Raw genomic sequence first — 22,945 nt, 5'->3', positions numbered from 1 at the left:
ACGCCTCCCAGGTCCTCGGCCCCGACGACTCAGGGATCCGCCGACGGACCCGCCCCACCCGAAAGGACGCCCCCATGATCCACCGACACATCGCCCCCGGGCGTCGGCGACTCCGCGCACTCGCGGTCCTCGCCGCCGTCGCCGTCGGAGCGGGCGGGCTGATCGCCGCGGCACCGCCCGCCGCGGCACCGGCCCAGGCCGCGACCCGCACCATCGTCAGCCTCACGTTCGACGACGCCAACTCCGACCAGCTCAACGCCCTCCCCGCCCTTCAGGCCAACGGCATGAAGGGGACGTTCTACATCAACTCCGGATTCATCGGCGCGGCGGGGCACATGACCCGCACCGACCTGACGAACCTGAAGAACGCGGGTCACGAGATCGGCGGGCACACCGTCAACCACCCCGACCTCGCGCAGGTCAGTGTCGACGAGGCCACGCGCCAGATCTGCACCGACCGCAAGAACCTCACCTCGTGGGGCTTCACGGTGCGCAGTTTCGCCTACCCCTTCGCGTCGTCGACCCCCGCCGTCGAGAAGGCCGTGGCGAACTGCGGGTACAGCAGCGGGCGCCTCCTCGGCGACATCCGCAGTCGCTTCGGCTGCCCCGACTGCGCCTACGCGGAGTCCACCCGCCCGGCCGACAAGTACGCGCTCAAGGCCCTCGACCAGGTTGACGCCACCTGGACGCTCGACGACCTCAAGGCGGGGGTCACGAACGCCGAGAAGAACGGCGGCGGGTGGGTGCAGTACACCTTCCACGACGTCTGCGACGACGCGTGCAGCGACCTGGCGGTCACCACGTCGTTGTTCAGTCAGTTCACCTCGTGGCTGAAGACGCGACAGGCGGCGGGGACGGTGGTCAAGACGATCGGCGACGTCATCGGCGGCACGGCCAAGCCCGTCGTCGACGGCCCCTCGGTGCTCGCCGTGACGGGGTCGACCAACGGCATCGTCAACCCGAGCATGGAGACCGGTGCTCCCGACTGCTGGATGAGGGGCGGTTACGGCAACAACTCCCCCGCGTTCAGCACCGGCTCTCCGGCGCACACGGGGAACGTCTCCAGCGGAATCGTCATGTCCGCGTACGTCGACGGCGATGCCAAACTCCTCCCGCAGTTCGACCTCGGCCAGTGCTCCCCCACGGTGACACCGGGCAAAACCTATACGCTGCGCGAGTGGTACCAGTCGAGTGGGGTGACGCAGTTCGCGGTCTACCTCCGGTCGACGAGCGGTTCGTGGTCGTACTGGACCTCGAGCCCGTGGTTCTCCTCGGCCGCCGACTGGACGCAGGCCGACTGGACGACGGCCGCGATACCCGCCGGCTACAACGGCATCAGTTTCGCGCTGACGATCTTCGGCAACGGCGCCCTCCGCACCGACGATCTGCAGCTCTACGACAGCACCGGTGCCCCGTCCCTGGCCCCCGCCACCGTGACCGCCCCGTCGTCCGCCCCGATGACCGCGACGCCTCCCCAGGGCCCGGTGGAGAAGGTCCACCCCACCGAGAGCGACGTCACCGGATGACGCGGACGCTGCGGCCGGCGGCGGCGATCACCCTCGTGGTGGTCGCCGCCGTCGGCCTGTCGGCGTGCGCCCCACCCGCCGTGCCGCGCCCCGACACCGGGTACCCGTGGCACACCGACGTCGTGGCGACGACCTTCTGGGTGGGCGAGGTGTTCGACCCGAACGCCTCCGACGGGAGCCAGCGCCTCTCGACGTACGACTCGGACTGGCTCGGGTCCTACGGCGGGTGCGATGGGATCGTCGACGGCACCGACTGCCGCACCGAGGCCCGTACCGCCGACGCCGGGTATTTCCCCACCGCCATGACCCCGCGCGAGAACCCGTTCTACCTCGACCTGCCGTTCGACGACGTCAACGACGACCAGGGCTTCGCCACGCGCGGCTCGGTCATCCCGTGGGCGAAGGAGCCGGCCTACTCCTCGGCCGTCGACGACCCCGCGCAGAGCCTCATGAAGAACCGGTGGGTGGTCCTGCGCACGGACGGACACGTCTGCTACGGCCAGATCGAGGACGCGGGGCCCGGCGAGTACCGCGACGCTGCCTACGTGTTCGGCTCCGACGACCGTCGTCCCGCGAACACGCGGTACAACGGCGCGGGCCTCGACGTCTCGCCCGCCCTGAACGGTTGCCTGGGCTTCTCGGATCTCAACGGGGAGGACGACCGCGTCGACTGGGCCTTCGTCGACGACGCCGACGTCCCCGCGGGCCCCTGGACGAGGATCGTCACCGACTCCCCGGTCCGCTGAGCAGACTCCGACCGCCGACGCGCGCGCCAGCGCCCGTCCCCTTCCCCGGGCGTGCCCGCACCCTCTCACCTGGGCGTGGAACGGAAGAAGGGCCGGATGCCATGGCATCCGGCCCTTCTCTCTCTCGCGCGGTGAGGACTTACTGTCCGCGACGCTCGCGCAGCTGCTGCAGAGCGTCATCGAGGAGCGAAGCGGCTTCTTCGTCGCTGCGGCGCTCCTTCACGTAGGCGAGGTGCGTCTTATACGGCTCCGCCTTGGCGAGAGCCGGCGGGTTGGCCTTGTCGCGTCCGGCGGGGAGCCCGGAGTGCGGGGAGTCGATCGTCTCGGGGATCTCGTCGTCGGGGATGCCCGCGGCGAAATACCGGACGGTCTCGTTGCCGAGGGCGTCCCAGTACGAGACGGCGACGCGGTCGGCGTGGAAGCCGTGATCCTGCTCGCCCATGGGGCCCGCGCCGACGCGCGAGCCACGGATGGCATTGCCGCCAGTGGCCATGTCAGATCTCCGCGAACTTGGTGAGGAGACCGAGACCCACGATGGTGACGAACCACACCAGCGCGAGCACGATCGTGAAACGGTTGAGGTTGCGCTCGGCCAGGCCCGACGAACCGAGGGCGGAACTCATGCCGCCGCCGAACATGTCGGACAGACCGCCACCGCGACCCTTGTGAAGCAGGATGAGCAGGGTCAACAGGAGGCTGGTGATACCCAGAAGCACCTGCAGGACGAACTCGAGAATCTGCACAGTCGAAAGCCTTTCGTAGCGATCAGGTCGACCGCACAAGCGTCAAGTATACGGGGAGGCGCCCCGGACGCACGGTTGCCCGCGGCGAAGCGCCGCGGGCAACCGTGTCGGCGTCAGACGCCGACATGCTTCTGGAAGCGGACGATCGCGGCGAACTCGTCGACGACGAGGCTCGCGCCACCCACCAGGGCGCCGTCCACATCGGGCTCGCGCATGAAGCCGGCGATGTTCCCCGACTTCACCGAACCGCCGTAGAGGACGCGCGTACGAGCGGCCGCATCGGCACCCAGCTTGTCCGCGACGACCGCACGGAGCTTGGCGCAGACCTCCTGGGCCTGGTCGGGCGTCGCCGCCTGACCCGAACCGATGGCCCACACCGGCTCGTAGGCCACGACGATGTCGGCGTCCGCCGCCACGCCCTCGAGCGCGACCTCGAGCTGACCGACCGGAACGGCGCTGGCGCCGAACTTCTCGAGGTCCTCCGAGGTCTCGCCGACGCAGATGACCGGCGCGAGACCGTGGCGAAGGGCCGCCTGGGTCTTCGCCGCGACGACCTCGTCGGTCTCGTTGTGGAACTGACGACGCTCCGAGTGCCCGATGATCACGTACTTCGCGTCGAGCTTGGCCAGGAACTGCCCCGAGATCTCGCCGGTGTACGCGCCGGAGTCGTGAGCCGACAGGTCTTGACCGCCGAGGGCGAAGTCGATCTTGTCGGCGTCGAGCAGCGTCTGCACGGTGCGCAGATCGGTGAACGGCGGGAAGACCGCGACCTCGACGCTTCCGGCCTCGTGCTTGGCTTCCTTCAGCGTCCAGTGCAGCTTCTGAACGAACGCGACCGCCTGCAGGTGGTCGAGGTTCATCTTCCAGTTGCCGGCGATGAGGGGGGTTCTGGTCACTGCCATCCGAGGACCTCCAGTCCGGGGAGCTTCTTGCCTTCGAGGAACTCCAGGCTGGCGCCGCCACCCGTGGAGATGTGGCCGAACGCCTCGTCGGCGAAGCCGAGCTGACGCACGGCTGCGGCGGAGTCGCCACCGCCGACGACGCTGAGGCCGTCGACCTCGGTGAGTGCCTGGGCGACGGTCTTGGTGCCGGACTCGAACGCCTTCATCTCGAACACGCCCATCGGGCCGTTCCAGAAGACGGTGCGCGAGCCGCGGACGGCGTCGGCGAACATCTCCGCCGTGCGGGGGCCGATATCGAGGCCGAGACCGGACGCACCGAAGGCGGTGTCTTCGAGGGCGTCCGCGTCGGCGACCACGTGATCGGCGTCCGCCGAGAACGAGGCGGCGACGACCGCATCCACCGGCAGCACGATCTCGACGCCGCGCTCCTTCGCCGTGGCGAGGTAACCCTTCACGGTGTCGATCTGGTCCCGCTCGAGCAGGCTCGAGCCGACCTTGTGCCCCTCGGCGACGAGGAAGGTGAACATCATGCCGCCACCGACGAGAAGCTTGTCCACGCGCGGCAGCAGGTGCTCGATGACGCCCAGCTTGTCGCTGACCTTCGAACCGCCGAGAACGACCGTGTAGGGGCGCTCGGGGTTCTCGGTGAGACGGTCGAGGACCTCGAGCTCCTTCTGGATGAGAAGGCCGGCGGCCGAGGGCACCAGCTGAGCGAGGTCGTAGACGCTCGCCTGCTTGCGGTGCACGACGCCGAAGCCGTCCGACACGAGGGCATCGCCGAGAGCGGCGAGCTCGCGGGCGAAGGCCTGGCGCTCGGACTCGTCCTTCGAGGTCTCCCCCGCGTTGAAGCGGAGGTTCTCGATGACGGCGACCTCACCGTTCTCGAGCGAGGCCACGGCATCCTGAGCCGACTCGCCCACCGTGTCGCGCGCGAACGCGACCGGCTGGCCGAGGAGCTCGGACAGGCGCTGCGCGACCGGCTCGAGGGAGTACTTCGGGTCGGGGGCCCCGTCGGGGCGGCCCAGGTGCGAGCACACGATCACACGCGCGCCGGCGTTGATCAGTGCGTTGAGGGTCGGCAGCGACGCGCGCACGCGGCCATCGTCCGTGATGATCCCGTCCTTGAGAGGAACGTTGAGATCACAACGGACGATGACTCGCGTGCCGGCCAGCGACCCCAGCGAATCGAGGGTGCGCAGAGCCATGGAGGGTCAGAGACGCTCGGCGACGTACTCGGTCAGGTCGACGAGACGGTTCGAGTAGCCCCACTCGTTGTCGTACCACGACGAGACCTTGACGAGGTTGCCGCTGACGTTGGTCAGCTCGGCGTCGAAGATCGACGAGTGCGGGTTGCCCTGGATGTCGCTCGAGACGATCGGGTCCTCGGTGTACTGGAGGATGCCGTTGAGGCGACCCTCGGCAGCGGCCTTCTTGTAGACCTCGTTGACCTGGTCGACGGTCAGGCCCTCGGTGGGCGTGACGATCGTGAGGTCGACGATGGAGCCGGTGGGAACCGGAACGCGGTACGACGAGCCGCTGAGCTTGCCGTTGAGCTCGGGCAGCACCAGGCCGATGGCCTTGGCGGCACCGGTCGAGGCGGGAACGATGTTGATCGCCGCGCCGCGCGCACGACGCAGGTCGCTGTGCGGGCCGTCCTGGAGGTTCTGGTCGGCGGTGTAGGCGTGAGCGGTCATCATGAAGCCGCGCTCGATGCCGAAGGCCTCGTTGAACACCTGGGCGAGGGGCGCCAGGCAGTTCGTGGTGCAGGACGCGTTCGAGATGATGACGTCGGTCTCGGGGTTGTAGGTCTCTTCGTTGACGCCCATGACGATGGTGGCGTCGTCGCCTGTGGCGGGAGCCGAGATGAGGACCTTCTTGGCCCCACCGGTGATGTGCTTCTTGGCGTCTTCGGCCTTGGTGAAGCGACCGGTCGACTCGATGACGATGTCGACGCCCAGCTCGCCCCAGGGGAGGTTCGCGGGGTCGCGCTCTTCGAAGACCTTGATGGTCTTGTCGCCGACGGTGATGGAATCTGCGGTGTACGAGACGTCCTCGGTCAGCACGCCGCCGACGGAGTCGTACTTGAGGAGGTGCGCCAGCGACTTGTTGTCGGTGAGGTCGTTCACCGCCACGATTTCGAGGTCGGCACCCTGCGCGAGAGCCGCGCGGAGGTAGTTGCGTCCGATACGGCCGAAGCCGTTGATTCCGATCTTGACGGTCACGGAATATCTCCTGAATCAGTTGTGCGCGAGAAGCGCGTGATTGCGGTGTTCGCTGGCGGACAACGGCGTCCCGGTGAGGTGTCCCACCGGGACGCCGCACCGTTTACGACAGTACCAGCAGACCCGCGGTCTTCTCTCGGGCGGCGGCGAAGCGCTGCTGGGCGTCATCCCAGTTCGCGATGTTCCAGAACGCCTTCACGTAGTCGGCGCGGACGTTCTTGTAGTCGAGGTAGTACGCGTGCTCCCAGACGTCGAGGAGCAGGATCGGCACGGTGCCCGCGACGATCTGACCCTGCTGGTCGAAGAACTGCTGGATGACGAGGTTCTCGCCGATCGAGTCCCAGAACAGACCCGCCCAGCCGGAGCCCTGCACGCCGAGGGCGGCGGCGGTGAACTGCGCACGGAAGGCGTCGAACGAGCCGAACTGGTCGTCGATGGCCGACTCGAGGTCGCCGGTGGGCTTGTCTCCACCGTTGGGCGAGAGGTTCGTCCAGAAGATCGAGTGGTTCGTGTGACCGCCGAGGTTGAACGCGAGGTCCTTCTGCAGACGGTTGATGTTGGCGAAATCGCCCTTCTCGCGCGCTTCGGCGAGGAGGTCGAGAGTGGTGTTGGCACCGTTGACGTAGGTCTGGTGGTGCTTGCTGTGGTGCAGCTCCATGATGGTCGCACTGATGTGCGGCTCCAGCGCCGAGTAGTCGTAGGGCAGTTCGGGCAGCGTGTACTTCGCCATGATCTCAACTTCCGAATCGGTCGCTGCCGAAACCTCTTCGCCGAGACGACGTGCCGAGGGATCGAGCAGCGAGGGTGACGAGTTCATCCTACTGAGGGGTAACCACGGCGCACCGGGGTTGCTTCCCCGGATGACGGAAGATAAACGCCCGGGCGCGTCGGACGGGGGCGATGGATGCCGTGACCCGCGGGGCCCGGACGAGCGAGGTCGCACTCAGCGGGCGACGGTGATCGGGACAGCCTGAGCGTCACCGGGGCGCCCCGAGGACGGCATCCCCCTCAGCCCTCGGATCTCACCGGAACAGCGGCCTCGATCCCGGGATGCCGGCGACGGCGGCATCCCACCCTGACTCTGTCCTCGGCACCGACCGGCACAGCGGCTTCGGTTCCCGGGATGCCCTCGACGGCGGCGCCCCACCCGGGCTCAGTCCTCGGCACCCACCGGAACCGCGGCTTCGGTTCCCGGGATGCCCTCGACCTCGGCCTTCTTGTCAGCCATGGCGAGGAGGCGTCGGATACGGCCGGCGACGGCGTCCTTGGTGAGGGGCGGATCGGCGTGGTGGCCGAGCTCGTCGAGGCTCGCGTCGCGGTGCGCCAAGCGCAGCTCACCCGCCTGCTTAAGGTGCGCGGGAACCTCGTCGCCGAGGATCTCGAGAGCGCGCTCGACGCGCGCGCACGCCGCGACGGCGGCCTGCGCGGAGCGACGGAGGTTCGCGTCGTCGAAGTTCACGAGACGGTTGACCCCGGCCCGCACCTCGCGGCGCTGGCGCATCTGGTCCCACTCCCCTGCGGTGCGGCGCGCGCCCATCTCGTACAGGGCTCCGCGGATCGCCTCGCCGTCGCGGACGACGACGCGCGGCACTCCGCGCACCTCGCGGGCCTTGGCGGGGATGCCGATGCGGTGGCCCGCACCCACGAGCGCCATCGCCGCCTCCGACGAGGGGCAGGAGATCTCGAGGGCCGCGGAACGACCGGGGTCGCTCAGGGTGCCGGCGGCGAGGAACGCTCCACGCCAGATGGCGCTCAGGTCGGGACGCGAACCAGTGGTCAGCTTGTTCGGCAGGCCGCGCACGGGGCGACGGCGCTGGTCGAGGAGTCCGGTCTGCCGCGCGAGGGTCTCGCCCGCCTCGATCACGCGCACCGCGTAGAGCCCGCCCGCACGCCCGCCGGAACCCTGCACGTGGTGCAGTTCGGGACGGACGCCGTAGAGCTCCATGAGGTCGCGGGCCACGCGGCGCGCGAGGATGTCGGAGTCGAGTTCGGCCTCGACCGCGACGCGGTTGGCGATGGAGTGCAGACCACCGGAGAAGCGCAGGAGGGCCGTCAGCTCGGCGACGCGCGCGGTCGGGCGCGGGTCGCGAACGGTGATGAGTTCGGCCTTCACGTCGGCGGTCAGCGGCACGGTTCTCCTCGGGTGGGGGCGGCGGGGACGACGGTACAGCCTACTCGCGACCGAGGTCGCGGTGAGCCACACGGACGGCCACCCCGGGCACATCGGACAGACGTGCAGCCAACTCCCGCGCCATCACCACCGAACGATGCTTGCCGCCCGTGCAGCCCACAGCCACGACGGAATGCCGCTTGTTCTCGCGCTGATACCCCTCCATCACGGGGCGCAGCGCCGCCGCGTACGCATCGAGGAACTCCGCCGCGCCCTGCTGACCCAGCACGTATTCCCGCACGCGGGGATCCTCTCCGGTGAGCGCGCGCAGATCGTCGTTCCAGAACGGATTCGGCAGGAAGCGCATGTCGGCGACGAGATCGACGTCGGGCGGCAGGCCGTACTTGAAGCCGAAACTCATCAACGTGACGGTGTGGCGCGCAGCGCCCTCTTCTCCGAACAGCTCGACCGCGCGCAACGACAGCTGGTGGACGTTCAGTGCGGAAGTGTCGATCACGACGTCGGCGGCCTCGCGGACCGGAGCCAGTCGCTCGCGCTCGCGACGGATGCCGTCGAGGATCGTGCCGTCGTGCTGCAGGGGGTGCGGCCGGCGCACCGCCTCGAACCTGCGCACGAGCACCGCGTCACTGGCATCCAGGAACACCACCCTCACCTGCCGGTTCGCCTGCAGGGTGCGCATGGCCTCGGGAAGGTCGCCGAACAGCGATCGGCCGCGGACGTCGACCACGACCGCGACGCGTGGAACGGCCCCACCGGCGAGCTCCGTGAGCTCGAGAAGCGGCCGCAGCATGCGCGGGGGCAGGTTGTCGACCACGTACCAGTCGAGGTCTTCGAGGGCGTTGGCGACCGTGGATCGCCCGGCGCCCGACATGCCCGTGACGATCAGCACCTCGCCTGGCTCGTCGTCGCGTGCCGGTTCCATGGGCGATCGCCTCCCGTCGTGTCGGTCCAGCCTACCGAGCCAGATGGCTGTGGATGTTCTCGGCGAGCGTCGGCCCGATGCCGGGGAGCTCCATGATCTCTTCGGGCGTGGCGTTCTTCAACGCCGAGACCGACCCGAAATGCCGCAGCAGCGCCTTGATGCGCGTATCGCCGAGTCCGGGCACCTCGGTGAGCACGCTCGTGATGTCGCGCTTGCGGCGCTTGCGCTGGTGGACGATCGCGAAGCGGTGGGCCTCGTCGCGCAGACGCTGCAGCAAGTACAGCGCCTCCGAGGTGCGCGGAAGGATCACCGGGTACTCCTCCCCCGGCAGCCACACTTCTTCGAGACGTTTGGCGATGCCGCACAGCGCGATCTCCTCGTGCCCCGCGTCGGCGAGGGCACGGGCCGCGGCGGCGACCTGGGGCTGACCTCCGTCGACCACGAGCAGCTGCGGGCGGTAGGCGAAGCGCGGCCTCTTGCGGGCCGTGACGACCTCGCCGTCGGCCGTCGCCTCCTCGGAGTCGGGATCGGCCACGATCGCCCCGTCGATGGTCTCGGGCTCGATCTCGTCGGGCCGGTCGAGGTACGCCAGCCGGCGACTGAGCACCTGGTACATCGAATCGGTGTCGTCGGTCGTCTCGGCGACGCCGAAGGAGCGGTACTGGTCCTTGCGCGGAAGGCCGTCCTCGAACACGACCATGGATGCCACCACGTTGGTGCCCGACAGGTGCGAGATGTCGAAGCACTCGATGCGCAACGGCGCCTCGGTCATGCCGAGAGCCTCTTGCAGGTCGGTGAGGGCCTGCGACCGGGCGACGTAGTCGCTCGTCCGGCGCGTCTTGTGGAGCATGAGGGCCTGTTGCGCGTTGAGCGTCGCGGTCTTCAGCAGGTCGGCCTTGCGGCCGCGCTGGGCGACCTGCAGGGTCACCGGGCGGCCCCGGCGTTCGCGCAGCCAGTCCTCGAGCTGCTCCGCGTCGTCGGGGAGTTCGGGAACGAGCACCTGACGGGGGATGTCGCTCGCGTCGGCGTCTCCGTAGGTGCGCTGGAGGACCTGGTCGACGAGATCGGCACCGGAGATGTCGATCTCTTTCTCGATCGTGGTGGCGCGGACTCCGCGCACGCGTCCGCCGCGCACCACGAAGTGCTGGACGGTCGCGGCGAGCTCGTCCTCGGCGATGCCGAAGAGATCGGCATCCGTGTCGGAGGCCAGCACGAGCGCGCTCTTGCCGAGCACGGCGTCGATGGCCTGCAGGCGGTCGCGGTAGTGCGCGGCCGACTCGTAGTCCATCGCGGCCGACGCCTCTTTCATTCGCGACGTCAGCTCGCGCGCGAAGCGCTGGTCGCCGCCCGACATGAAGGCGACGAAGTCGTTGACGATCGCGCGGTGCTCCTCGATCGTCACCTTCATCGAGCAGGGACCACCGCAGCGCCCGATCTGACCCGGGAAGCACGGTCGACCGGAGGTCATCGCCTTCTTGTACGACGAGTCGCTGCACGTGCGGATCGGGAAGACCTTGATCATCAGGTCGATCGTGTCGTGCACCGCCCAGACCTTGGGGTACGGGCCGAAGTACTTCGCCCCACGGATCTTCGGGTTGCGCGTGACGATCACCCGCGGCGCCTCGTCGGCGAGGGTGATCGCCATGAAGGGGTACGACTTGTCGTCCTTGTAACGGACGTTGAACGGCGGATCGAACTCCTTGATCCACATGTACTCGAGCTGCAGCGAGTCGACGTCGCTGGGCACGACCGTCCACTCCACGCTCGCCGCCGTCGTGACCATGCGGCGCGTGCGCTCGTGCAGCGAGTGCAGCGGCGCGAAGTAGTTCGACAGGCGCGCGCGCAGGTTCTTCGCCTTGCCGACGTACAGCACGCGCCCCTCGGCGTCCCGGAACCGGTAGACCCCCGGATTCGTGGGGATCTCGCCGGCCTTGGGACGGTACGGAAGGTGCGAGACCCGTTCGCGGGACGCCATGCTCAGCGCGCCGCGCTCACGAGCTCTCGCTCGGTGTCGCCGGTCTCAACCGTCGCCGCGTTGCGCTGCGCGCCGGTGCGACCGGTCTCGAGGAGCTCCGCGAGGAAGGCACCGGTGTGGCTGCCCTCGACCTTCGCGACCTGCTCGGGCGTGCCGGTGGCCACGATCGTTCCCCCGCCGGCGCCGCCCTCGGGGCCGAGGTCGATGACCCAGTCCGAGCTCTTGATGACGTCGAGGTTGTGCTCGATGACGATGACGGTGTTGCCCTTGTCGACGAGACCGTTGAGCACCTTCAGCAGCAGGGACACGTCTTCGAAGTGCAGACCGGTCGTCGGCTCGTCGAGCACGTAGATCGAGCGGCCGTTGCTCCGGCGCTGCAGCTCGGTCGCGAGCTTGACGCGCTGCGCCTCGCCGCCCGACAGCGTGGTCGCCGACTGTCCGAGGCGCACGTAGCCCAGGCCGACATCGACGAGGGTCCGCAGGTAGCGGTGGATCGCTTGGATCGGCTCGAAGAAGTCCGCGGCCTCGGAGATGGGCATCTCGAGCACCTCGGCGATGTTCTTGCCCTTGTAGTGCACCGACAGGGTGTCGCGGTTGTAGCGCTTTCCGTGGCAGACCTCGCAGTCGACGTAGACGTCGGGCAGGAAGTTCATCTCGATCTTCAGCGTGCCGTCGCCGGAGCACGCCTCGCAGCGCCCGCCCTTGACGTTGAAGCTGAAGCGCCCGGCCTGGTAGCCGCGCACCTTGGCCTCGGGCGTCTCGGCGAACAGGCTACGGATGCGGTCGAAGACGCCGGTGTACGTGGCCGGATTCGAGCGCGGCGTCCGGCCGATGGGCGCCTGATCGACGTGCACGACCTTGTCGAGGTTGTCGAGTCCGGTGACGCGCGTGTGCTTGCCGGGTACGCGCCGAGCGCCGTTCAGCTTGGAGGCGAGGACCTCGTACAGGATGCCGTTGACGAGCGTGGACTTGCCCGAGCCGCTGACCCCGGTGACGGAGGTCAGCACACCGAGGGGGAAGTCGGCCGTGACGTTCTGGAGGTTGTTCTCGCGTGCCCCGACGACCGTGACCTGGCGCTTCTTGTCGATCTTGCGGCGCTTCTTGGGCGCCTCGATCGAACGACGGCCCGAAAGGTAGGCCCCGGTGAGGGAGCGCTCGTCTTCGAGGAGTTCGGCGAGAGGGCCGGAGTGGACGACGTTTCCGCCGTCGACGCCCGCGCGGGGTCCGATGTCGACCACCCAGTCGGCCGCGTGGATCGTCTCTTCGTCGTGCTCGACGACGATCAGCGTGTTGCCCAGGTCGCGAAGGGTCTCGAGGGTCTGGATGAGACGGCGGTTGTCGCGCTGGTGCAGGCCGATCGACGGCTCGTCGAGCACGTAGAGCACACCCGTGAGGCCGGAGCCGATCTGCGTGGCCAGGCGGATGCGCTGGGCCTCGCCGCCCGAGAGCGTGCCGGCGGCGCGACCGAGGCTGAGGTAGTTCAGGCCGACCTGCAGCAGGAAGTCGAGACGAGCCCGGATCTCGCGCAGCACCGCGGCGGCGATCGTGGCCTCGCGGTCGGTCAGCGTGAGCTGCGAGAAGAAGTCCCGCGCGTCGGCGAGGCTCATGCGCGATGCCGCGGCGATCGAGGTGCCGTCGACGAGGACCGAGAGCACCTCGGGCTTGAGACGGTCGCCGTCGCAGACCGCGCAGGGGACCTCGCGCAGGTACTCCGACCAGCGCTGGCGCTGCGTGTCGGACTCGGCCTGGAGATACTGACGCTCGATGTACGGAACGACGCCCTCGAAGCCCGAAGAGTACCGCATCTCCCGGCCGTAGCGGTTCTTCCACTTGACGGTCACCTTGTAGTTCTCGCCGCGCAGCACCGCCTGCTGAACGTCGTGCGAGAGGTCCTTCCACGGGGTGTCGAGCGAGAACTCCAGGTCGCGCGCGAGTCCTTCGAGCAGGCGCTCGTAATACTGGAACAGGCCCTTGCCCTGCGTGGTCCACGGCAGGATCGCTCCGTCGCGGATGGAAAGTTCTTCATCGCCCAGCATGAGGTCGACGTCGACCGACATGCGCGTGCCGAGGCCCGAACACACGGGGCACGCACCGAACGGCGCGTTGAACGAGAACGTGCGCGGCTCGATCTCGGTCAGCTGCAGGGGGTGCCCGTTGGGGCATGCGAGCTTCTCGGAGAACGACTGCCAGGCGTCGTCGCCCTCTTCGTCGACGTAGTTGACCTGCATGATGCCGCCGGCGAGGCCCATCGCGGTCTCGACCGAGTCGGTGACGCGGCTCAGGTTGTCGCCGGAGGCCACGAGTCGGTCGACGACGACCGCGATGTCGTGCTTGTAACTCTTCTTGAGTGTCGGGGGCTCGGCCAGCTGGACGAGCTCGCCGTCGACGACCGCGCGGGCGTAGCCCTTGGCGCTGAGCTCTTTGAAGAGGTCGACGAACTCGCCCTTCTTCTGGGTGACGACGGGGGCGACGATCTGGTAGCGCGTGCGCTCGGGCAATTCCATGAGCTGGTCGGCGATCTGCTGGATCGTCTGACGCTGGATGCGGGCGCCGCAATCGGGGCAGTGGGGAACACCGACGCGCGCCCAGAGCAGGCGCATGTAGTCGTGGATCTCGGTGATCGTGCCGACCGTCGAGCGGGGGTTGCGGTTGGTCGACTTCTGATCGATCGAAACGGCCGGGCTGAGTCCCTCGATGAAGTCGACGTCGGGCCGGTCGACCTGTCCGAGGAACTGGCGCGCGTAAGCGCTCAGCGACTCGACGTAGCGACGCTGCCCCTCGGCGAAGATCGTGTCGAAGGCGAGGCTCGACTTGCCCGAACCCGACAGACCGGTGAAGACGACGAGCGAATCGCGGGGGATGTCGAGGTCGACGTTCTTGAGGTTGTGGACACGCGCGCCCCGGACACTCAGCTTTCCGCTGGTACCGGAATTCGCGGATGACGAAGGCTGGGCGACAGGAACGATGGGCACCTGTTAAGTCTAGGTCGGACCTCCGACATCGGCCCCGGGTTCGCCCGGGGCGCACGGATGTGCGAGAGTGCGGGCCCCGCGACGTCGCGCCCGGACACCTCGGACGGTCGCCCCGGGCCGGGTGTCAGTTGCGCGTCGGTCCCGCGAAGGGAGCGAGACCGTCGCGCAGCGCCACGAGCGCATCGTGGTCGACCCCGACCCGCTCCATGATCTTGCCCGGAACCTCGAGCGCGGCCGCGCGCAAAGCGCGACCCTCGTCCGTCAGCGCGATGTCGAGCACGCGCTCGTCGTCGGCGCGTCGCGACCGCGCGACCCTCCCCTGGGCCTCGAGGCGCTTGACGAGCGGCGACAGCGTGGCGGGCTCCATCGCGAGTTCGACGGCGAGAGCGCCGAGGGAGCGCGGCTCCTCCTCCCAGAGCGCGAGCATCACCAGGTACTGCGGATGCGTCAGCCCGAGCGGCTCGAGCACGGGGCGGTAGATCGAGACCACGTTCCGGGCGGCCGTGACCAACGCGAAGCACACTTGATTCTCGAGCTTCAGGAGGTCGTCCACGTGCACTCCTCTCCATTCGTTAGTACACTAACTATCATGACACGAAGGGATGCCGACCGCCCGCCTCTGCGCGAGCGCGTCCGCGACGCCGGCGGCTGGTACCAGTACCTCAACACGCGCCTCATCCGGGTCGCCGGACCCGCGTCGGTCGGCCCGTACGAAAGCACCCCCGAGCCCGTCCGCACGGAGCGCCCCTGTCCGCTGTGCGGTCACGCGATGTCCGAGCACGCCGTCGACCGGTCGGGGCCGAAGCCCCTCCTGCACTGCCCCTGACGTCCGACGCGGACCCGACTCACTCGTCGAGCACGGGCCTCCCCCGGTCATCAAGTGGCCAGCCCGGGTTGACCGCAACCTCCCAGGGGTGGCCGTCGGGGTCGATGAAGACGCCGGAGTACCCGCCCCACGGGGTGTCCGCTCCCGCGCGCGCGAGCCGGGCTCCCGCCGCCTCCGCCTCCGCGAGGATCGCATCGACGTCAGCCGGGTGATCGACGTTGTGGGCGAGGGTCACCCCGCCCCAGCCCCCGGCATCCGAGACTCCGGAGTCCTCGGCGAGCTTCGCCCTCTCCCACAACGCGACGACCATACCTCCGACGTCGAAGAACGCCACCTCTCCGGCGACCGACGACGGATGCGCTCGCCACCCGAGCGCCGTATAGAAGGCCATCGCCCGTTCCAGATCGCTGACGCCGAGGGTGACGAGCGTGACGCGTTGTTCCATGACGACCTCCGCGCGCCGGACCCGATCAGGGTCAGGCGTGACCGGCGCGCTCCATGGCGCGCAGCTCTTTCTTCATGTCCTGCACCTCGTCGCGCAGGCGTCCGGCGAGCTCGAACTTGAGCTCGGCCGCTGCCGCGAGCATCTGCTGCGTGAGATCCGCGATCGTGGACTCGAGTTGATCGGCGCCCTCGGCCGCGATACCGGTGCGGCGCAGGGACGGCGTGGGCGATTTGCCCTTGCCGGACTTGTCGTTGCGTGCCAGGAGGTTCTTCGTGTCGGACGCCTCGCGGTTGAGCACCTCGGTGATGTCGGCGATCTTCTTGCGCAGCGGCTGCGGGTCGATCCCGTGCTCGAGGTTGTAGGCGATCTGCTTCTCTCGACGACGTTCGGTTTCCTCGATGGCCTTGCTCATCGAATCGGTCATCTTGTCGGCGTACATGTGCACCTCGCCCGAGACGTTTCGCGCCGCACGGCCGATGGTCTGGATGAGCGAGGTGCCGCTGCGCAGGAACCCCTCCTTGTCGGCATCGAGGATCGACACCAACGAGACCTCCGGAAGGTCGAGACCCTCGCGCAGGAGGTTGATGCCCACCAGCACGTCGTAGACGCCGGCGCGCAGTTCGGTGAGCAGCTCGACACGGCGCAGCGTGTCGACGTCGGAGTGCAGGTACCGCACGCGGACCCCGTGCTCGCCGAGGAAGTCCGTGAGCTCCTCCGCCATCTTCTTCGTGAGGGTGGTGACGAGCACGCGCTCGTCGCGCTCGACGCGGACGCGGATCTCTTCGAGCAGGTCGTCGATCTGTCCCTTCGACGGCTTGACGATGATCTCCGGATCCACGAGACCGGTCGGACGGATGATCTGCTCGACCACGCCGTCGGCGATCCCCATCTCGTAGCGGCCCGGCGTCGCCGACAGGTAGACCGTCTGGCCGACGCGCTCCTTGAACTCGTCCCATCGCAGCGGGCGGTTGTCCATCGCGCTCGGGAGGCGGAATCCGTGCTCGACCAGAGTGCGTTTGCGCGAGGCGTCGCCCTCGTACATCGCCCCGATCTGCGGGACGGTCACGTGGGACTCGTCGATGACGAGAAGGAAGTCGTCGGGGAAGAAGTCGAGCAGGGTGTGCGGCGGGTCGCCGGGCATCCGGCCGTCCATGTGCCGCGAGTAGTTCTCGATGCCCGAGCAGAACCCGAGCTGCTGCAGCATCTCGAGGTCGAAGGTGGTGCGCATGCGCAGACGCTGCGCCTCGAGGAGCTTGCCCTGCGACTCGAATTCCTTCAGACGCTCCTCGAGTTCGTGCTCGATCGTTCCGATCGCACGCTGGACCGTCTCGGTCCCGGCGACGTAGTGCGATGCGGGGAAGATCGGCACGGAGTCCATCTTCTCGATCACATCGCCCGTCAGGGGGTGGAGGAGATACAGGGCCTCGATCTCGTCGCCGAACATCTCGATGCGGATGGCGTACTCCTCGTACACCGGGATGATCTCGATCGTGTCACCGCGCACGCGGAAGTTTCCGCGCGAGAAGTCGACATCGTTGCGGTTGTACTGCATCGAGATGAACTTGCGGATGAGGGCGTCGCGGTCGTACCGCTCCCCCACCTGCAGGGCCACCATCGCGCGGAGGTACTCTTCCGGCGCGCCGAGGCCGTAGATGCACGAGACCGTCGACACCACCACGACGTCGCGGCGCGAGAGCAGCGAGTTCGTCGTCGAGTGTCGAAGGCGCTCCACCTCAGCGTTGATCGAGCTGTCCTTCTCGATGAAGGTGTCCGTCTGCGGGACGTAGGCCTCGGGCTGGTAGTAGTCGTAGTACGAGACGAAGTACTCGACGGCGTTGTTGGGCATCAGCTCGCGGAACTCGTTCGCCAGCTGGGCGGCCAGCGTCTTGTTGTGCGCGAGCACCAGCGTCGGACGCTGCACCTGCTCCACCAGCCACGCCGTTGTCGCCGACTTGCCGGTACCCGTGGCACCCAGCAGCACGACGTCGGTCTCACCGGCGTTGATGCGCCCCGCGAGATCGGCGATCGCCTGTGGCTGATCACCGGAGGGCGTGTATTCGCTGATGACCTCGAAGGGGCGGACGGAGCGCGTGGCCTGCATACTTCCAGCGTAGGCGGGGCCTCCGACATCGGGGTCGGGTTGCGTTCGCCGTGGGCGAGCGCCCGGGTCCCGCATCGCCCCGATCAGGCGGGACGGACCACCCGAGCCCAGAGCTCGTCGACCTGTCGACGCGTGGCATCCATGTCGGACGAGGTGTCGATCACGACGTCCGCCAGAGCAAGGCGCTCCTCCTCGCTCGCCTGCGAACCCACGCGCGCGCGGGCGTCGGCCTCGCTCAGCCCACGGTTCTCGACGAGACGCCGCACGCGGAGCTCCGCGGGGCAGTGCGCCACGACCACCAGGTCCCACGAGTCGCCGCCGCGGGCCTCGGCGAGCAGGGGCACGTCGTACACGACCACCGCACCCGCGTCCGCGGCGAAGGCCTCGTCGAAACGCCGCTGCGACTCCTCGCGCACGGCCGGGTGCACGAGCGCGTTGAGGCGCGCGAGTCGATCGGGATGACCGAACACCAGGGCTCCCAGCGCGGCCCGATCGAGAGACCCATCGGGACGCACGACGTCCGCACCGAACTCGTCGGCGATCGCGCCGAGCACCACGGACCCCGGGGCCTGCACCTCCCGCACGATCGCATCCGCGTCGACCACGACGGCTCCACGGTCGGCGAGCAGGGCGGCGATGGTGGATTTGCCTGAGGCGATCCCACCCGTCAACGCGAGAAGAGGCACCCATCGAGGATGCCATATCCGCACGTCCTCCCACCGGGGAGGCGTATCGTCCACCTGTCGTCTAGCATTTGCCCAGGCCGCACGCCCGTTCCGGCCCGACGAAAGCTCCGCCATGACCTCCCCACACACCACTGTGGTGATCGAGGACGACCTCGACATCCGCCTCCTCGTGACGGCGGTCCTCGAGAGCGCCGGATACGTCGTCCACGCGGCCGCGACCGGCCTCGACGGCATCGAACTCGTCCGTCGGCACGACCCCGTCGTGACGACGTTGGACGTGAGCATGCCGGGGATCGACGGGTTCGAGACGGCGCGCCGCATCCGCGCGTTCAGCGACACCCGCATCCTCATGGTGAGTGCGCGGGCTGATGAGAATGAACAGCGGGCGGGCCGCGAGGCCGGCGCCGACGACTACCTCACCAAGCCGTTCCGTCCGCGCGAGCTCCGCCAGCGGGTCACCGACCTCGCCCAGTCCGTCCGGGACTGACCCCCGACTCAGGCCAGCCCGAAGGCCTGTTCGCCGGTCGCAGCCGCGTGCGCCGCGGCCTCGTCCGCTCGCGTCGTGAGGGCGACCGAGTGATAGCCGTGATCGGCGGCCAGAGCCACTCCGACGCCCACGGTGGGCACGACCGCGGCGCCCAGGCGCGCGAGGTCGGCGACCACGCGCTGATGCAGGACGCGAGCGGCGCGACGCACGTCCGTCGTCGGCGTCGTGGTGAACGCCACGGCGAGGCCGGCGGCATCCGTCTCCCCCACGAGGGCCATCGTGGGTGAGTGCCGACGCACGGACGCGCGCACCTCGAGGGCCAGCCGCTCGGCGTCGTCGGGGCCGAAAGCGACGGCGACGCGCTTGAGATCGTCGATCCGGATGCCGATCACGCACACGCCCTCGCCCGCCTCCTCGGCCCGCGAGCAGATGATGGCGAGAGTGGCCTCGAACGATTCGCGGAATAGCACGCCGTTCGCGTCCACCGACAGCCGTCGGGTCTCGGACGTCCCGCGCAGCGCCGACTCGTTCGCCCGGAGAACGGAGGTCACCACCACCGCCGCGATGAGGAGCGAGATCGTGAGGATCGCCGACACCCGCGTGTCGAACGCGTCGCGGAACAGCGCGCTGTCCGGGCCGAGCGAGAGGAACACGATCGCGCGGGCGACGAACCACACCGTCTCGACCGCCAGGACGACGGTCAGTCCCGACGAGCTCCAGCGACGGGCGATCGCCCCTCGACGCGTCTCGATCGCCCCCGTCGCGGCTAACACCGCGTTGCCGAGGAAGAACGGCACGGCCCCCGCCCACGATCCTCCCTCAGGCCCCGCGGCCAGAGCGGCGATGACGACCACGAGGACGGTCGCCGTGAGGATGAGCGCGGCACGGCGAACCGATCCGCCGTTGAAGGCGACGCACCCCAGCCAGATGAAGCCGGTCGCGGCGACGAACGCGCCGTTGCCCACCGCGACCGCGACGTATACGTCGGGAAGCAGCAGCCAGGCCAGATAGCACGTGGCCGAGAACGTCCCCGACAGGTAGGCGCTCGCCCACAGTCGCCCGGGGAGACCATCCTTGAGCATGAGGGTGTCGAGCAGGTACATCACCGTCGACATGACGATCACGAGGGTCGCCGCGGCCTGCAGGGTGAGGACGTCGAGGTTCACGGGGTCTCCCTCGGATCGCGTGGCAGCCGCACGGTGAAGGTCGCCCCTTCGCCCGCTGCCGTGTGCACGGTGATCTCGCCGCCGTGGGCGCGGACGAGGTCTCGGCTGATGGCGAGGCCCAGCCCGCTGCCGTGGGTCGAGGATTTGCGCACGGCGTCGCCCCGGAAGAACCTTTCGAACAGGCGCGCCTGTTCGCTCGCGCTGATGCCCGGCCCGTCGTCCGAGATGACGACCGTGATCGAGCGCGGTTCGTTTCCGACCGAGACGGCCACCGACCCCCCGCGCGGGTTGTACTTCACGGCGTTCGAGAGCAGATTGTCGATGACCTGGCGCACCCGGCGTCCGTCGACCAGCGCGTGCGCCGTCGGTAGGTCGCCGGCCTCGATCAGGATGCCGTGATCATGCGCCTTCAACGCGATCGACTCGATCGCGGAGCGGACGATGGCCGAGACGTCGGTCGGGCGCAGGTCCAGGTCGACGCCGAAGCCCTCCCTCGAGGTGGACGACACCGCGAGGATGTCAGCGACCAGCTCGAGCAGCCGCGAGGCGTTGCGCTCGGCAACCTCGAGCCTCTCCCGGGTCGCGGGATCGAGCTCGTCGTCGTCGAGCGCGAGGTCGAGGTAGCCGATGATCGAGGTGAGCGGGGTGCGCAGCTCGTGCGAGACGCTGGCGACCAGGTCTTCGCGGGCCCGACGGGCTTGCTCCTCCACCGTCACGTCGCGCGAGACGACCACCGCCCCGGCGTCGCCGGCGTCGCTGCGGGGCAGACGGCGCGCGGTGACGTTGAGGGCGCGGCGGTCCTCCCCGGGAGGCCGTACCAGACCACCTCGCCCTCGAACACCTCTCCCGAACGCGCGCGAGCGAGCGGAGCGGATTCGGGGGCGATCGCGGTGGACCCGTCGGCGGCGAACACCGCGACCTCCCGGCCGAAGGCGTCCGTGCTGTTCAACAGGAGTCCGTGGGCGGTGTTGGTGACGGAGAACTCCCCGGTCGGGCTGATGCGCGTGACGCCGAAGTCGACGGCATCCAGCACCTCGGTGACGAGGTCCTCCTGACGCCGGGCACGATCGAGGGCTCGACGCAGCTCGGCGGACTGCTTCTCGAGCAGGACCCGCTGGGCGCGGGATCGTCGAGCGGTGAACGCGGCCATCGACGACAGCGCCGTCACGGTGAAGGGCAGCACGAGGGTCGACGCGGTGAACCTCTGCAGGTCATCGGTCGTGAGCTGGTGGACCATCACGGCGGTCACCGTCAACGACACGGCGACGACGCCGCGCAGACCGAAGACCGTCCCGATCCAGATCGCGGGGAACGTCCACAACAGACCGACTCCGGCCAGCGGCGAGCTCTCGCGCATGACGGCGATCGCCACGACGTCGACGATCGGCAACAGCCCGACCACCCACCGGGGCATGCGCTGCCAGGGCAGGAGCACGGCGGCGATCGCACCCGCGAAGACGAGCGAGGTCCCTCCGAAGAACAGCGAGGCGTGGCCCACCTGCCCCACCGAGATCGACACCACGACACTCAGGAGGGTCGCTGCGGCCAGAAGCGTCTGGCTCGCCACGATGCTGCGGCGCAGACCGAAGCGCTCGCTCGAGGTCGGAGACGCCATGGCCTCGACCATAGCGTTTTCCGAGTGCGCGACCAGGGCGGTGTGCTCCGGCACGCCGGTCAGGGGGTCGTGACGGCTCCGGCGAAAGGGTCAGAACCCGAAGTCGCCGCCGAAATCTGCCCCGAGGTCCCCGCCGAAGTCACCGCCGAAATCGGCCGCGCCCTCGTCCGTCCCCGACGCGTCCGCGACGCCGGCGGCATCCGCGTCGGCCTGGGCGTCCGCTGCCGCGCCGTCGGCGTATCCCGCGTCGTATCCGGGGTCGAACATCGCCCCGACGAGAGCGGAACCGACGACGTACCCCCCGATCGTCCCGAGCATCGAGGCTCCGAGCATCGACCCGAAACCCGGCCCGTTCGAGAAACCGCGCCCGCCGAAGGTGCGCTCCATGAAACCGGGCTGCGAGTACTCGGCGCGGGTGGCGGCGCGGGCCAACGACGCCGGATCGTCGCTTGCCGGACGCTCGGCGGGTGCCAACCCGGCCGACATCTCGGCGAGCACCTGTTGACGCTGGGCCGGGGTCAGTCGGCCGAAGGCTTCGGCGTGCACCTGTTCGACTGTCTCGGGAGGCGCCGTCCGCAGGAGGTAGCGGTAGCGCTCGATCGCCTGGCGGTCCTCGTCGGACCCGGATGCGGCGGCCGGCACCTGCTGCTGCGCGGGCGGAGGGGCGTACCGCCCCTCGGCGTCACGAGAGCCGCTCGCCGAACCGTGGGGCACCGGGGTCTCGGGGGCTCGTCGCGAGGCGTCGTCGCCGGAGCCGAACAGTCTGTCGAACAAGCCCATGGGTGCGCCTCTCTGATCGTGTGTCTCGCACCGTAGACCGCTCACCTCGGAGCGCCCTGAGGCTTGTGGACGGCGGAGCACTCGTGGCAGCCGGGCAGGCGGAGCGCACGGAGCATGCGACAGCCGTCAGCCCCGGCGCGCGATCGCCGCGCTCGTCCACCGGGCGTACAACGCCCAGGGGTCGTCGACGCCCGCCGCGAGCTCGGCCACGTGCGCGTCGAGCGCGGGGCTGCGGCGGAACCACTCGGTCCTGCCGAATCGCTCCTCGTCGAACTGCGCGTGTCGACGCCGCTCGACGAGCCTGTCCCCCGGCTCGAGGGCGAGGAGCTCGTCGTGCCAGATCGCGGCCAGCCGCTGGCGGGGGCTCGCCGTGGTACCGATCTTGATGCGATCGTCGAACCGCAGGTAGTAGACGACGTCGACGCGCGGCGGCGGGAGCTCACCGTCGACGGGGTCGCCGTGCCGCCACTCGCACACCGCGCAGAGCCACCCGCTCGGCCACCGCACGCCCAGCCGCGACCCGCACAATCGGCAGGGCACCGGAAGCACGTCGGTCACGCCGTCGTGCCCGGCAGCCCAGTCCGCGCTCACGCCCAGGTGCCAGGTGCAGAGCGCCACCGGGGCGGAGGGATCGGCCGCTCGACGGCAATCGGGCACGAGGCAGTCGGGGGCGGACATACGCTCACGCTACGCCCGACGC

At 69.2% G+C, this 22,945-nt stretch carries 23 protein-coding genes; 4 read left to right on the top strand and 19 right to left on the bottom strand.

What is annotated here, in order from left to right; genetic code table 11:
• Positions 1–74 precede the first annotated feature (74 nt).
• Both OVA26_RS08935 and OVA26_RS08930 read left to right on the top strand, forming a co-directional pair.
• Positions 75–1,526 carry a polysaccharide deacetylase family protein gene (locus OVA26_RS08935; RefSeq protein ID WP_268103868.1) on the top strand — a complete coding sequence of 484 codons (1,452 nt, stop codon included), beginning with the start codon at positions 75–77 and terminating at the stop codon, positions 1,524–1,526.
• Positions 1,523–2,272, top strand: coding sequence for a hypothetical protein (locus OVA26_RS08930; RefSeq protein ID WP_268103867.1), 750 nt, complete (start codon positions 1,523–1,525; stop codon positions 2,270–2,272). The genes OVA26_RS08935 and OVA26_RS08930 overlap by 4 nt, the downstream gene beginning before the upstream one ends.
• 139 nt (positions 2,273–2,411) lie before the next feature.
• Here the strand turns inward: OVA26_RS08930 and OVA26_RS08925 are convergent, their stop codons facing one another.
• The 11 genes from OVA26_RS08925 to OVA26_RS08875 all read right to left on the bottom strand — a co-directional run bounded on the left by OVA26_RS08925 (position 2,412) and on the right by OVA26_RS08875 (position 14,692).
• Positions 2,412–2,765 carry an RNA polymerase-binding protein RbpA gene (locus OVA26_RS08925; protein ID WP_055955187.1) on the bottom strand — a complete coding sequence of 118 codons (354 nt, stop codon included), beginning with the start codon at positions 2,763–2,765 and terminating at the stop codon, positions 2,412–2,414.
• Position 2,766: 1 nt separating this feature from the next.
• Positions 2,767–3,015 (bottom strand): preprotein translocase subunit SecG, encoded by a 249-nt coding sequence (gene secG, locus OVA26_RS08920; RefSeq protein WP_056232190.1) that lies wholly within the window; start codon positions 3,013–3,015, stop codon positions 2,767–2,769.
• Positions 3,016–3,128: 113 nt separating this feature from the next.
• The gene (tpiA, locus tag OVA26_RS08915; RefSeq protein ID WP_144784756.1) at positions 3,129–3,917 is read right to left on the bottom strand and encodes a triose-phosphate isomerase; all 789 of its coding nucleotides are present in this window, start codon (positions 3,915–3,917) and stop codon (positions 3,129–3,131) included.
• The gene (locus OVA26_RS08910; protein ID WP_268103866.1) at positions 3,908–5,122 is read right to left on the bottom strand and encodes a phosphoglycerate kinase; all 1,215 of its coding nucleotides are present in this window, start codon (positions 5,120–5,122) and stop codon (positions 3,908–3,910) included. The genes tpiA and OVA26_RS08910 overlap by 10 nt, the downstream gene beginning before the upstream one ends.
• 6 nt (positions 5,123–5,128) lie before the next feature.
• Positions 5,129–6,139, bottom strand: coding sequence for a type I glyceraldehyde-3-phosphate dehydrogenase (gap, locus tag OVA26_RS08905; RefSeq protein WP_094734144.1), 1,011 nt, complete (start codon positions 6,137–6,139; stop codon positions 5,129–5,131).
• Between the two features lie 103 nt (positions 6,140–6,242).
• Positions 6,243–6,869 carry a superoxide dismutase gene (locus OVA26_RS08900; RefSeq protein ID WP_056232453.1) on the bottom strand — a complete coding sequence of 209 codons (627 nt, stop codon included), beginning with the start codon at positions 6,867–6,869 and terminating at the stop codon, positions 6,243–6,245.
• Between the two features lie 423 nt (positions 6,870–7,292).
• Positions 7,293–8,270, bottom strand: coding sequence for a DNA-binding protein WhiA (whiA, locus tag OVA26_RS08895; RefSeq protein ID WP_268103865.1), 978 nt, complete (start codon positions 8,268–8,270; stop codon positions 7,293–7,295).
• Positions 8,271–8,310: 40 nt separating this feature from the next.
• The gene (gene rapZ, locus OVA26_RS08890; RefSeq protein WP_056232207.1) at positions 8,311–9,192 is read right to left on the bottom strand and encodes an RNase adapter RapZ; all 882 of its coding nucleotides are present in this window, start codon (positions 9,190–9,192) and stop codon (positions 8,311–8,313) included.
• A 31-nt stretch (positions 9,193–9,223) separates the two neighbouring features.
• Complete coding sequence (gene uvrC / locus OVA26_RS08885; RefSeq protein WP_268103864.1) at positions 9,224–11,167, bottom strand: excinuclease ABC subunit UvrC; 1,944 nt, start codon at positions 11,165–11,167, stop codon at positions 9,224–9,226.
• A gap of 2 nt (positions 11,168–11,169) precedes the next feature.
• Positions 11,170–14,139 (bottom strand): excinuclease ABC subunit UvrA, encoded by a 2,970-nt coding sequence (uvrA, locus tag OVA26_RS08880; protein WP_074694853.1) that lies wholly within the window; start codon positions 14,137–14,139, stop codon positions 11,170–11,172.
• A gap of 124 nt (positions 14,140–14,263) precedes the next feature.
• Complete coding sequence (locus tag OVA26_RS08875) at positions 14,264–14,692, bottom strand: MarR family winged helix-turn-helix transcriptional regulator (RefSeq protein ID WP_268103863.1); 429 nt, start codon at positions 14,690–14,692, stop codon at positions 14,264–14,266.
• Between the two features lie 36 nt (positions 14,693–14,728).
• Here OVA26_RS08875 and OVA26_RS08870 point away from each other — a divergent pair, with 36 nt between their 5' ends.
• The gene (locus OVA26_RS08870; protein ID WP_144784746.1) at positions 14,729–14,965 is read left to right on the top strand and encodes a hypothetical protein; all 237 of its coding nucleotides are present in this window, start codon (positions 14,729–14,731) and stop codon (positions 14,963–14,965) included.
• A 19-nt stretch (positions 14,966–14,984) separates the two neighbouring features.
• On the opposite strand, the gene OVA26_RS08865 is transcribed toward OVA26_RS08870, so the two are convergent.
• From OVA26_RS08865 to coaE, 3 genes are all read right to left on the bottom strand, one after another.
• Positions 14,985–15,410, bottom strand: coding sequence for a VOC family protein (locus OVA26_RS08865; RefSeq protein WP_268103862.1), 426 nt, complete (start codon positions 15,408–15,410; stop codon positions 14,985–14,987).
• Positions 15,411–15,441: 31 nt separating this feature from the next.
• Positions 15,442–17,511, bottom strand: a complete 2,070-nt coding sequence (gene uvrB, locus OVA26_RS08860; protein WP_074694849.1) for an excinuclease ABC subunit UvrB — start codon at positions 17,509–17,511, stop codon at positions 15,442–15,444.
• An 83-nt stretch (positions 17,512–17,594) separates the two neighbouring features.
• Complete coding sequence (coaE, locus tag OVA26_RS08855) at positions 17,595–18,197, bottom strand: dephospho-CoA kinase (protein WP_268103861.1); 603 nt, start codon at positions 18,195–18,197, stop codon at positions 17,595–17,597.
• A 112-nt stretch (positions 18,198–18,309) separates the two neighbouring features.
• On the opposite strand from coaE, the gene OVA26_RS08850 reads away from it, so the two are divergent.
• Entirely contained in the window at positions 18,310–18,684 is a 375-nt protein-coding gene (locus OVA26_RS08850) for a response regulator transcription factor (RefSeq protein ID WP_144784740.1), read from the top strand.
• An 8-nt stretch (positions 18,685–18,692) separates the two neighbouring features.
• Here the strand turns inward: OVA26_RS08850 and OVA26_RS08845 are convergent, their stop codons facing one another.
• From OVA26_RS08845 to OVA26_RS08825, 5 genes are all read right to left on the bottom strand, one after another.
• Positions 18,693–19,850: a diguanylate cyclase domain-containing protein gene (locus OVA26_RS08845; protein ID WP_268103860.1), complete on the bottom strand. Its 1,158-nt coding sequence runs from the start codon at positions 19,848–19,850 to the stop codon at positions 18,693–18,695.
• Positions 19,847–20,584 carry a sensor histidine kinase gene (locus OVA26_RS08840; RefSeq protein WP_268103859.1) on the bottom strand — a complete coding sequence of 246 codons (738 nt, stop codon included), beginning with the start codon at positions 20,582–20,584 and terminating at the stop codon, positions 19,847–19,849. The genes OVA26_RS08845 and OVA26_RS08840 overlap by 4 nt, the downstream gene beginning before the upstream one ends.
• Positions 20,563–21,465, bottom strand: coding sequence for a hypothetical protein (locus OVA26_RS08835; protein ID WP_268103858.1), 903 nt, complete (start codon positions 21,463–21,465; stop codon positions 20,563–20,565). Before OVA26_RS08835 ends, OVA26_RS08840 begins: the two co-directional genes overlap by 22 nt.
• Positions 21,466–21,555: 90 nt before the next feature.
• Positions 21,556–22,245, bottom strand: a complete 690-nt coding sequence (locus OVA26_RS08830) for a hypothetical protein (protein ID WP_268103857.1) — start codon at positions 22,243–22,245, stop codon at positions 21,556–21,558.
• A 126-nt stretch (positions 22,246–22,371) separates the two neighbouring features.
• Positions 22,372–22,923: a GIY-YIG nuclease family protein gene (locus OVA26_RS08825; protein ID WP_268103856.1), complete on the bottom strand. Its 552-nt coding sequence runs from the start codon at positions 22,921–22,923 to the stop codon at positions 22,372–22,374.
• Positions 22,924–22,945 lie beyond the last annotated feature (22 nt).

Source organism: Microbacterium sp. SL62 (assembly GCF_026672635.1).
In the GTDB taxonomy this organism is placed as follows: Bacteria; Actinomycetota; Actinomycetes; order Actinomycetales; family Microbacteriaceae; genus Microbacterium; species Microbacterium testaceum_A.
The sequence above is the reverse complement of the archived record's forward strand: the minus strand, read 5'-3'. Positions and strand labels throughout refer to the sequence as shown.